This is a genomic window from Nocardia carnea, assembly GCF_029869215.1.
GTDB lineage: Bacteria > Actinomycetota > Actinomycetes > Mycobacteriales > Mycobacteriaceae > Nocardia > Nocardia carnea_B.
The window spans coordinates 19,738-31,143 of record NZ_JARWPM010000154.1 but is presented as its reverse complement, the minus strand read 5'-3'; the positions used below and the strand labels follow the sequence as shown (position 1 = coordinate 31,143).

Here is an 11,406-nt window from a genome sequence, read left to right as displayed (position 1 = left end):
CGCCGGTCGCGGACGAGATCGACGCTCGGAGCTCATTCCGGTGGACCGCTGACGCAGTGAATCCGCTGTATCCGAGCGACGCACGATCCGCCGCCCACCAAGGTCTCGTGCTCTGGTCTCGCGACGACCGTACTCATCAAGGCCGCGGCGGCCGTCGGCGCTGGTAGGGCATCGCTTTCTGACACCGACTGACCGCCCCGCGGGTGACCGTTTTGAGCGTGACAGGCCGGTATCCAAGCTGATCTCCAGTGATTACAGAAGCCCCTCCCGGCGTTCCAGATGAGGGGCTTTCGAAAAGAGCTGTCAGAAGCTACTTTTCAATCACTGAACATCACTCACTTGCACTGGGCCTTGGCCTCACGGCGGCGGCGGTGCAGGATCGGCTCGGCTCGGTGTACCCGATGAATGACCCGCATTGACAACCTTTGGGGTGGGACACGGTCTCCTATCCCGATATTGCCGATCAGCGGGTTGCTGTCGCACTACGCCTTCTCCCCGGGAGCCGAATGCCGCTGTGCGGTAGCTGTTTCTTCGAAGCCCAGGAGAGAATCCAAACCGGCGGGCTCGGTGCAGAGATGCCAGGTGATGGCGCCCGCGGCGCCCCGGACTGCGCTGTCCTCCCCCAGTGCGGAAACCCGTAGTTCCGTACGGTGTGCGGGAGCGGCCAGTACCCGGCGTTCGAGCTCCGCGGCAACAGCGGGACGGAGATGGTCGTATACAACGCAATAGGCGCCGCCGAGTACCACGACCGGGATTTCGCAGATGCTCACCAGCGACGCCAGTGCGACGCCCAGAGCCGAGCCCGCGTCGGTGACGGCCGCCCGAGCGGCTGGGTCACCGGACCCCAGGGCGCGTTGCAGCTCGCTTGTCCGGGTGCATCCGGCGGCGCGCAGGATTGCGGGCAAACCTGCGTACTGCTCGACGCAACCCCGCCCGCCACAGCTGCACGCGCGCCCCTTCCGCTCTATGGCCACATGGCCCAGTTCGCCCCCGAAGCGGTGCACGCCGCGGTGGACTCGGCCCTGTAGTACCAGGCCGGCGCCGACGCCGACGTCACCGGATACGTAGACGAAATCCGGCCCGAGGGTGTCGCGCGGCCACAGGTGGGCATGCGCGGCGAGGTTGGCCTCGTTGTCGCTGCGTACCAGGTTCGTGCGCAGTGACCGGGCGAGTGCCGGACCCTGTCGATATCCGACGAGCCGGGGAAGATTCGGCGCACGCACAACCTCGTCCTCGGCGACAGCAACCGCTGGGTCTTCGGACAGCACTCCGTTGGCCAGCAGCGGTTCGACGAGACTGACGACAGTGGCCTTGGTGAGACCCGTGCGATGAGTATACGAGGCCGCTACCCGCTCGGCACGGGTGGTCGCATCGTCGGCGACCCCACGCGAGCGGCCGCTTTCCGACCGGCACCCGCACCGCGGCAATTAGGATAGGGTTACTTATGCTAACGTTCGCCTGCTTCCTCGGTACAGGTTGTGATGGTCGGCCTCATCAGTGATCGCGCGAGGCACCACCTGTTCCAGAGAGGCAGAAAGCAGTGAGGAACGTGAAGATTTCCATGGGCCGGATCGGTTTCGTGGCCGTTGCCGCTGTGCTGGCGAGCACCCTCGCCGCGTGCGGGCAATCCGAGCAGGTCGACGACCTCGGCACCGTATCCGCCGGCGAAGGCAGCACTACGTATCCCGTGGTCCTCGACAACTGCGGTGAGACGATCACCGTCGAGGCGGCGCCGCAGCGGGTCGTCTCGCTGGATCAGGGGTCCACCGAGATCCTGCTGTCACTCGGTCTCGGCGACCGCATCGTGGGAACCGCGTCGTGGACCGATCCCATTCGCGAGAATCTGGCGGCAGCGAACGCATCGGTTCCCCGCCTGGCGGACAACGCGCCGACCTACGAGGTCGTCCTGGGAGCCGACCCCGACTTCGTCACCGCATCGTTCGGCCGGCATTTCGCGCAGGGTGGCGTCGCCGAGCGGAGCCGGTTCTCCGAGACCGGGATCGAGTCGTACCTGTCCCCGACCGACTGTGACAACGGTGTGAGCGTCAATGGTGGTGGGAAGCGCACCACACCGCTGACGATGGACTCGCTGTATCAGGAGATCCGTGAACTCGCCGCCGTCTTCGATGTGAACGACCGGGGCGCACAACTCATCGACGAGCTTCAGGGTCGCGAGAAAGCGGCCCTGGCTGCCCTCGCGAAGTCGGATGTGTCGATGGCGTTCTGGTTCGCCGATACCAAGAGCCCGTACGTGGCCGGCGGGCTGGGTTCGGCGAATCTGCTCGCCACCTCGGTCGGCGCCACCAACGCTTTCGCGGAGCTGACCGACGACTGGCCGGCGGTCGGCTGGGAAACCGTGGTCGAACGCAACCCGGATGTCCTCGTGCTGGGCGATCTGCTGCGCAACCGCTTCCCCGGGGACCGGCTGGCCGACAAGATCGCCTTCCTGGAAGCCGATCCCGTGACCCGCAACCTCGACGCCGTACGCAACAAGCGCTACATCGCCCTGCACGGCGCCGAGATGAACCCGTCCATCCGGGCCGTCGACGGACTCGAGAAGATCGTCGCCGGCCTCCGCGATATGCAGGTGCCCCGCTGACCGCCACCCGCGACCACGCCGCCGCACCCGCCCCCGAACGGATTCGGCGGCGAGGATGGGTCGCCGGGGCGCTGATCACGGTCGGTGGGCTGGTCGCGCTCGTCCTGTCCGTGCTCGTCGCGGTCACGCTGGGCCCGGCGAATATCTCGCTGGTGAATGTCCGTGATGTCCTGCTCAATCACCTGGGTCTCACCGATATCCCGGTGCGGGCGGCCAAGAACGCGATCGTCTGGGAGGAGCGGCTCCCGCGCGCACTGGTGGCGGCGGCGTGCGGTGCCGGGTTGGGCGTGTGCGGCGTGATCATGCAGTCGCTGCTGCGCAACCCGCTGGCGGATCCGTTCGTCCTGGGCATCTCGTCCGGCGCGTCGACAGGTGCGGTGATCGTGGGGGTTCTCGGCGTGGGCAGCGCCGCGCTCGGATTGTCCGGCGGCGCGTTCCTCGGGGCACTGGTCGCGTTCGGGCTGGTGCTGCTGCTCGCCCGCCTCTCCGGTGGCAGCAACGACCGCGTCATCCTGGCCGGTGTCGCCAGTACACAGCTGTTCTCGGCGTTGACCTCGTTCGTGATCTTCGCGTTCGCGGACTCCGACGAGACCCGGGGCGTGATGTTCTGGCTACTCGGATCACTCGAAGGCGTCCGCTGGGACGATGTCCGGCTGTGCGCGGTGGTGGTGCTCGCCGGGACGGCGGTGTGCCTGTACTACGCGCATGTCCTGGATGCCTTCTCGTTCGGTGACGAGGTGGCGGCATCGCTCGGTATCTCCGTGGCGAAATTCCGGCTCCTGCTGCTGGTGTGCACGGCGATCATCACCGCGACCCTGGTCAGCGTCGCCGGTGCGATCGGGTTCGTGGGGCTCGTGCTCCCGCACGCGGCACGGTTCCTGCTGGGGCCCCGGCACAGCCGGCTGGTTCCCGCGACAGCACTGCTGGGGGCGGTCTTCATGGTGTGGGTGGATGCCGTCTCCCGGGTCGCGTTCGCGCCCACCCCGCTGCCGGTGGGTGTGGGTACCGCGCTGGTCGGTGTGCCCGCGTTCATCGTCATCCTGTCGCGCAGGAGGAGAGTCCGGTGACCCTGCGCGCGGATGCTGTCAGCTGGAATCGCGGCGGCGCGCTCGTTGTCGACGGTGTCACGGTGACACCCGCGCCCGGCGAAACCGTGGGCCTGCTCGGCCCGAACGGCTCTGGGAAATCCTCGCTGTTACATCTGCTCAACGGTGTCGTACGCCCGACCGCCGGGGTGGTGGCCCTCGACGGCAACGACCTGTCCACCCTGCGACGCAAAGATATTGCGCGCGCGGTGGCCGTCGTGGCCCAGCACGCCGACACCGATCTCGACATCACTGTCCGCGACGTCGTGCGCCTCGGGCGTATCCCGCACCGGACGACCTTCGGCGGAAATCCCCTCACCGACGACGCCGCGGTCGCGGCCGCGCTCGAACACACCGGCCTCACCGCGAAAGCGGACCGGCTCTGGCACCGGCTTTCCGGCGGGGAGAAGCAGCGGGTCCAGATCGCCCGTGCCCTGGCGCAGGAACCGCGCGAGCTCCTGCTGGACGAGCCGACCAATCACTTGGACATCCATCATCAACTGGAGTTGCTGGCGCTGGTCACCCGGCTGCCCGTCACCAGTGTGATCGCTCTGCACGACCTCAACCTCGCCGCCATGTTCTGCGATACCGTCCTCGTGCTGAAGGAAGGCCGTGCCGTGGCCGGCGGAAAACCGGCCGAGGTACTGACCGCCGAACTGATCGCGCGGGTGTACAACGTCCGGGCCGAAGTGCTCGTCGACGAGTCGAAGGGGCGGCTGTCGATCCTGTTCGAACCGGGGCCGGTTGCGGTCCCCGCGCGGTAGCGGCCGGCCGGACTCCCCGGCACCCGAGACAGTGGCCGCTGCTGCCCGGAGGTTCGGCGGCCGGTGGTCGCTGCTGTCCGGCCTCGCGGCGGCGACCCCGGCCGTCCGGCTGCTCGTGCTCACCCAGCTCGCCTTCAATATCGGCTTCTTCATGGTGCTGCCGTACCTGTCGGTGCACCTGACGCAGGATCTCGGCCTGGGGGCGGCGCTGGTCGGCGTGGTACTCGGAATCCGCACGTTCGCCCAGCAGGGCCTGTTCTTCGTCGGGGGCTCGCTCGCGGACAGGTGGGGAGTGAAACCCGTCGTCGTCGCCGGTTGTGGGTGCCGGATCCTCGGTTTCGCCGGTTTGGCCTTCGCCGGGTCGGTGCCCGGAATCGTGATCGCGACCGTGCTGACGGGATTCGCCGGCGCGCTGTTCTCCCCGGCGGTCGAGTCCGCCCTCGCCACCGCCGCCGGAAGCGACGGCGGACAGTCCCGCACAGACGTCTTCGCGCTCTTCGCCGCGTACGGTCAGATCGGCACATTCGTCGGGCCGCTGCTCGGATCGCTGCTGCTGGCGGCCGACTTCGCCGCCGCCTGCCTGGTCGCAGCGGGCCTGTTCACGGTAATCCTGGTCGTGCATCTAAGGCTGCTCCCCGCCCGGCCCGGCGCCCACGCCGCCGAGAAATGGCTCGACGGCTGGCGCGAAGTGGTCGCGAACAGAACCTTTCTGCTGCTCGCGGTGGCGATGAGTTCGCAACTGCTGGCGTACAACCAGCTGTACCTGCTGTTACCGCTGGAGCTCGCCCGCGCCTGGGGCTCACAGGCCCCGCTGGGCTGGTACTTCGCCCTGGCATCGCTCTTCGTCGTCATCGCCCAGCTACCCCTCACCCGCCGCGTCCGCAGCGCCGCGGCCCTGCCTGCGGGCCTGATCGTGACGGCCGCCGCATTCGCCGTGATGGCCCTGCTGGCGCCGAGGCAGCTCGAGGGCGTGCCCGCACTCGTCCCGCCCGCCGTATTCACGCTCCTGCTGACACTGGGACAGATGACGACGCTCCCCGTCGCCCGGGACCTGATACCGCGCCTGGCCGCCGAACGCCGGCTCGGGTCCTACTACGGGCTCTTCGCCTCAATCGGCGGACTCGGCGTACTGGCCGGCTCGGTACTCACCGGCGCGTTGATCGACCTGGTGCCGACCACCGGCTGGGGGCTCGCCGCGCCGTGGTGCGCTGTCGCCCTGGCGCTCCTCGCGAGCTCGCTGGTGTTGAAGCTCCAGCTGCGCTCCCCTGATTCGGCGCCACCACGCGGTACCGGATAGCGCGCACGACCGAGCCGCCGGGTCGCCTCGGGTGACGATACTTCTCTACGGGCCGTCCACCCGGCTCCGTCAGGAAGGTGGAAGGCTCCCCGCCCGGTGATCGACAGCGGCGCGCAGTTGCCGGGCTTGCGCCTCGACGGCGCGGCACAATTCCCGATCATCGGTGAGCGTGCCGTCCAGCAGCCCGAGAGCGGCACCGGCACCGGACACCGGCCGAGCGCGATCATCGGACACCGGGACACCGTTGCCGGTCAGATGACATACCCACCCGGCCAACGCCCGGACAGCCCCGGCCGGCATCCGCCCGGCCGCACGTTCCCGCCGCAACACCGGCAGTATCCGCACCGGCAACTTCTGCGAACCATCCTGAGCGATCTGCGAAAGCCGGTGCTGCATCCGCGGGTTGGCGAACCTGGTGAGCAATGCCCGGGTGTATTCCGTCAGCTCCTGATCGGGCTGCCGCAGGTGCGGAACAGCCTCGGCCCACCACTGTGTCACCCACCCGCGGCACACGGGATCGGCCATGGCCTGCCCCACCGTCAGATGGCCGCGCAGCGGCGCGGTATAGGCCAGCAGTGAGTGCGCGCCGTTGAGCAGCCATAGTTTCCGATGTTCATACGGTGTGAGGTCGGCGGTGAAAACAGCACCCGCGTCTTCCCAGCGCGGACGGCCGGCCGGGAACTCACCGGCGAGTACCCATTCCCGGAAGGGCTCGGTGACCACCGGCACATCGTCCCGATAGCCGAGAGCCTGCCCGACCGCCGCGATATCCTCGGGCGTGGTCGCGGGCGTGATGCGGTCCACCGCGGAGGTGACGAAGGAGACGTTGTCGTCGATCCAGCCACGCAGGTCCGGCGCCGCCAGAGCCGCGAATTCGCCGATGATGTGCGCGAGTACCGCACCATTGCCCGGGAGGTTGTCGCAGGGTACGACCGCCAGCGGCCCCACCCCCGCCGCTCGCCGGGCGGCCAAGCCCGCCACCAGGCGGGCCGCCGCAGTGGTTCCGACCGCACCTGGATCAGCGCGCACGGCGGTGAGGTCCGCGGCCACCGCCGGATTGCCGAGATCCAAGCTGCCGTCACCTCGACGGGTGTAGCCCGCCTCGGTCACGGTGAGCGTCACCACCGCCACTTCCGGTGCGGCGAAATACCGGAGCCAAGCCTGCGCGTCGGTCGCGGCATGCACCCGGCTGATCGTGCGCACCACCTCGAATTCATCACCGCCCGCAGCACGGGTGACCAGTGTGTAGAGCCCGTCCTGAGCGCTCAGGGCCGCAGCCATGGCGGGGCCGCGGCCGGTGAATGCCGCAATTCCCCAGTGGTCCCCGTCCGGAGCGGATGCGGTGTACCAGGCCTGGTGAGCACGGAAAAAACTGCCGAGTCCCAGATGGACCATGCGCACCGCCGCAGCGGTGCGGAAGTCTCGGGAAAGCCGGGCCGCCGCGCCATTTCCCGTCATCGAACTGCCAGCCGCATGCGCCACTGCCATTCGTATTCGGTGGCGGCGAGCCGGAATTCGGGAAGGGTATCGGGTCCCAGGATTTCGCCGAGTCCGCGATGCGCGATATCCAGGTGGACGATGGTGGCCTGCGAGGGCGGCAGCTCCCACCAATGCGCCGCCGCCTCGAGCTCCGCGACCCGATACCGCCCGACGCTGACCTGCAGTGGTTGGTGAGTCGTGGTCACCGTGCCTGCCGGGCCGCTCAGCGACAGCTCGGTGACGTCACCGCGTCCCCCGTTCTCCTGCGGGCGCAGGTACGGCACGGCCATATCGTCGATACTGCTGTGCCAGCACCCGGCGAGCGCGGAGGATCGGCGGTCGGGGTAGTTCTCCCACGGGCCCGATCCCACCCATTTCGCGTCGGTGAGACCTTCGGCGAGTTCGAATTCCACGCCGACCCGCAGCCCGTCCCGGGTATCGTCCGGCAGCCGGACATGCTCGGTGAGCACGTAGTCGTCCGCCCCGACCGCGCGCATGGTCCGGGTGTGGCATATCTCGTCGCCGAACGCACCCAGGTAGCGGGTGCACACCCTTACTGCATCGTCACCATGCGAGATATCGGCCGACTTCGCGGTCAGCCGGAAGAACCCGGACCGGACGAAGCGCTGATCCATTTTCACGGATCGGTCGACATCGGTGAGAGCGCGCCACAAGCAGAGCCGGGGTGGCACACGGAGCAGGGGGTGCCGCAGACCGCCGTCGGCATCCAGGTGAACCGTTCCGGTCGCCGTCGCTGGCAGCGTGATACGTGGAGCCGGGAACCGGACCTGCTCGATCGCGACCACGGTTCCCGCCGGCGCCCAGAGTGCGTGGTCACGGGTCCGGACGGTGACCGTCAGCGCCAGCGGCCGGGCGGCGAGGGCCGCCCGGATCGCGGACGGCAACTCGACAGTGACTGTCTCGCCGGCCGGAACTTCCAGGGGTAGTGTTGTGGCCACTGCCGGACCGTCGGCGGTATCGACGTGTATTTCGAACGTGTAGCGGCCGAGATCGGCGAATGTCTGCCGATTGCGGACCGTGATCTTCCCGGCGCGGGCCGCTGCGGCGCCGGAGGTGATCCGGATCGGCGAGAACAGCCCGCGGGCCTCGTACAGCGCCGGCTTCGGTGTGTTGTCGGCGAAGGCGATGCCGTACAGCAGCGCGGGCCCACTGTTCGGTTCGTCGCCGAAATCGCCGCCATAGTAGTACTTTCCGTCCCCGTCAGGGGCCAGGGCCAGGTCTTTGAATCCCCAGATGAACCCGCCCTGTAGTCCGGGCAGGGTCTCGAACAACCGCCAGTACTCGGCCAGACCGCCGGTCGAATTCCCCTGGGAATAGGCGTATTCGCACAGGATCAGTGGTCGATCGGCGCGCGGATCCGCCGCATAGGCGCGCAGCGCGTCGAACGCGGGATACATCGGGCACACGACATCGGTGGCTGCGTGGCCGCCGTGCCAGTCGTGCGCTATCGCGCCCTCGTAGTGCAGCGGCCGGGTGGGATCGGTGCGGCGCACCCAGGTCGCGGCGGTGTCGTGGTTGGTGCCGTATCCGGTTTCGTTGCCGAGCGACCACATGATCACCGACGGATGATTGCGGTCCCGCTGCACCATCCGCGTCACCCGCTCCAGGAACGCGGGCAGGTAGCGCGGGTCGTCGCACAGGGTGCCGGCGAAGGCGTGTCCTTCGATATCGGCCTCGTCGGCGAGGTAGAAGCCGATCTCGTCGCAGAGATCGAGAAATTCCGGGTCGTTCGGGTAGTGCGAGGTGCGGATAGCGTTGACATTGCATCGCTTCAGCAGAGCGAGTTCCGCCAGCATGTCCCGGCGGGAGAGGACCCGTCCGGTGACGGGGTGGGAATCATGACGGTTCACGCCTTGCACGAGAATTCGGCGGCCGTTGACCAGCAGATCCCGGCCCTCGATATGCACCCGCCGAAACCCGATGCGGGTGCGGGTTTCGTCGGCTACCGTCCCGTCCGGCCGCACGAGCCGCACCGTCAGGTCGTACAGTCGCGGCTCCTCCGCGGACCAGGGTTGCACCTCCACATCGCGCCATGCCAGGCCGGCGGTTCCCGCGGGACGGGCGGGCAGAAGGGATCGGCCGAACCGGGAGGCATACGGGGCGAGTCGTTCGAGCACCGGCGCGCCGGCGGCCCGGATCGAGAGCAGATCCATGAAATCGGCGGGGATACGCGACTGCGGCCGGACGCTGCGGTCGTCATCAGGTAGCGGCAGTGCCGGCGCCGCGCGGCGCGGTGCGACCGGTAGTGCCACCATTCGATCCAGTGCGCGCACTTCCACGGTCCATTCCGAGTCGCCGAGGTGATCGAGTCTCGCAGTGACGATCTCGACGTCGAGCGCACCGTACCCGGTCTCCGGGTCGTAGTCGGCACGCACCGAGAGATCCGCAAGACGTTGCAGCGGCACGGAATACACGAATACCGAGCGGCTGATTCCCGACTGCCACCAGTGGTCTTGGTCTTCGAGGTAGGACACGGCCGACCACTTCGACACCGCCAGTGTCACAGTATTCGGGCCGGGCGTACAGGCATCGGTGATGTCGAACTCTGCGGCAAGGTGGGAATCGGTGCTGGTGCCGATGGGCCGGTCGTTGACGAACACGCGGAGCAGCCCTTCGGCGGCACCGATATGCAACACCACGCGCAGGTCACCGGTATCGGGTAATTCGAATTTGCGCCGGTAGACGCCGGTCGGGTTCCGCGCCGGTATCTGCGGTGGGGACTCGTCGAACGGCATGGGCACGTTGGTGTAGTGCGGCCGGTCGGCGTTCTCCCGCATCGTCCACAGTTCGGGGACGATCACCGTTCGCCATTCGTCGCCGGGTACCTGCTCCAGCGATTCCAGCAGCTGGAATTCCCATTCGCCGTCGAGATCGATGTCCGGGGTGCGCCGGAGTGCGTGCATGGGCAGGCGGCCGACGGCATGGAATCCCGTATCGTCGGGCGCCATCGCCCGGAGGTCGAGCCCGGTCACAGTCCCCCCTGCTTCGCCACATTGCCCAGCCATGCCAGACTCGGTTTCGGCACCCGTTCGAAGGTCTCGCGGTCGACGGCGATGAGCCCGAAGGTCGGTTCCCAATGGCCCCATTCGTAGTTGTCGAGTGCCGACCAGTGCAGGTATCCGCGGACATCGACGCCGTCGTCGATGGCGGCGAACAAGTGGCGTAGTGCGTCGGCGGTGTAGGCGATCCGCCGCTCGTCGTCGGCGGTGGCGATACCGTTCTCGGTGACCAGGATCGGCACGCCGCCGGTGACGTCCCACGCATGGCGGACCGCGGCGCCCAGGGCGTCGGGCCGATACGCCGCACCGGTCAGGGTGTTGTCCGGACTCGGCGGAGTCGGGACTACCCCGCGCTCGTCCACCTGCTGACTCGAATACGCTTGCACGCCGACGAAGTCGTCCTCCCGGGCGGCCCGCCAGTAGAAATCCTCGCGGACTTCCCGGACCTCACGCAGCATCGTCTCGTTACCGGGGGTGGCGGTCAGCGCCCCGGCGGCCACGGTCCACCCGACGGCGGCGCCGGTGCGGCTCTTCAGGATTGCCCGCGCCGCGTGGTGTGCCGCGGCCAGCCGGGCGCCGACCTGCGGGTCCGGGGCGGGCAGTACCGGCGGCCTCCCCTCCTCGACGGTGGCACTGAACTCCCCCGACCGGTACGCGGCGGCCAGCGATTCCATCATGGCGAGCATATTCGGCTCGTTGATCGTGCACACCCAGTCGACGCCGTCCAGGATGGCCGTGACACGCTCGACATACCGTTCGAACTGCGGTATCGCCCGCTCCCCCAGCCAGCCGCCGTGCTCGGCGAACCAGCGCGGGCAGGTGAAATGATGCAGGGTGACCACCGGGCGGAGTCCGGTCTCCAGGGCGGTGTCGATCATCCGCCGGTAGTGCGCCAGCTGGGCGAGGGAGAACTGTCCCTCGGCGGGCTCGATCCGCGCCCATTCGATACTGAACCGGTAGGCGTTGAGACCTGCCTGCGCGAGCAGGCGCATATCCTCGGGATAGCGGTGATAACTGTCGACCGCCGAGCCGCTGCGCTGCTCCGGCGGACGTTGTTGTTCACGCACCCACCAGTCGCTGTTGACGTTGTCGCCCTCCACTTGATGGGCGGCGGTGGAGGCCCCCCACAGGAATCCGGCCGGGAGCTGTGTCACCATGGGTT

At 68.3% G+C, this 11,406-nt stretch carries 8 protein-coding genes; 4 read left to right on the top strand and 4 right to left on the bottom strand.

The annotated features are described in order from the left end of the window. Positions 1-482: 482 nt before the first annotated feature. On the bottom strand, positions 483-1,427 hold the full coding sequence (locus tag QH276_RS10355) for an ROK family protein (RefSeq protein ID WP_280396592.1): 945 nt from the start codon (positions 1,425-1,427) through the stop codon (positions 483-485). A gap of 122 nt (positions 1,428-1,549) precedes the next feature. Here QH276_RS10355 and QH276_RS10350 point away from each other — a divergent pair, with 122 nt between their 5' ends. The 4 genes from QH276_RS10350 to QH276_RS10335 all read left to right on the top strand — a co-directional run bounded on the left by QH276_RS10350 (position 1,550) and on the right by QH276_RS10335 (position 5,745). Next, a complete protein-coding gene (locus tag QH276_RS10350; protein WP_432278534.1) occupies positions 1,550-2,599 on the top strand; it encodes an ABC transporter substrate-binding protein in 1,050 nt (349 codons plus the stop codon). Between the two features lie 104 nt (positions 2,600-2,703). Then, the gene (locus tag QH276_RS10345; RefSeq protein ID WP_280396598.1) at positions 2,704-3,666 is read left to right on the top strand and encodes a FecCD family ABC transporter permease; all 963 of its coding nucleotides are present in this window, start codon (positions 2,704-2,706) and stop codon (positions 3,664-3,666) included. Further along, positions 3,663-4,448, top strand: coding sequence for an ABC transporter ATP-binding protein (locus tag QH276_RS10340; protein WP_280396593.1), 786 nt, complete (start codon positions 3,663-3,665; stop codon positions 4,446-4,448). Before QH276_RS10345 ends, QH276_RS10340 begins: the two co-directional genes overlap by 4 nt. A gap of 31 nt (positions 4,449-4,479) precedes the next feature. Then, positions 4,480-5,745, top strand: coding sequence for an MFS transporter (locus QH276_RS10335; RefSeq protein WP_280396594.1), 1,266 nt, complete (start codon positions 4,480-4,482; stop codon positions 5,743-5,745). 69 nt (positions 5,746-5,814) lie between these two features. On the opposite strand, the gene QH276_RS10330 is transcribed toward QH276_RS10335, so the two are convergent. Genes QH276_RS10330 through QH276_RS10320 form a run of 3 tightly spaced genes read right to left on the bottom strand, consistent with a single transcriptional unit; the run spans position 5,815 to position 11,401 of the window. After that, the gene (locus tag QH276_RS10330) at positions 5,815-7,203 is read right to left on the bottom strand and encodes a mannitol dehydrogenase family protein (RefSeq protein WP_280406708.1); all 1,389 of its coding nucleotides are present in this window, start codon (positions 7,201-7,203) and stop codon (positions 5,815-5,817) included. Continuing rightward, positions 7,200-10,217 (bottom strand): glycoside hydrolase family 2 TIM barrel-domain containing protein, encoded by a 3,018-nt coding sequence (locus QH276_RS10325; protein WP_280400203.1) that lies wholly within the window; start codon positions 10,215-10,217, stop codon positions 7,200-7,202. The genes QH276_RS10330 and QH276_RS10325 overlap by 4 nt, the downstream gene beginning before the upstream one ends. Beyond that, positions 10,214-11,401 carry a family 1 glycosylhydrolase gene (locus tag QH276_RS10320; protein ID WP_280400202.1) on the bottom strand — a complete coding sequence of 396 codons (1,188 nt, stop codon included), beginning with the start codon at positions 11,399-11,401 and terminating at the stop codon, positions 10,214-10,216. Before QH276_RS10320 ends, QH276_RS10325 begins: the two co-directional genes overlap by 4 nt. Between the last annotated feature and the right edge of the window lie 5 nt (positions 11,402-11,406).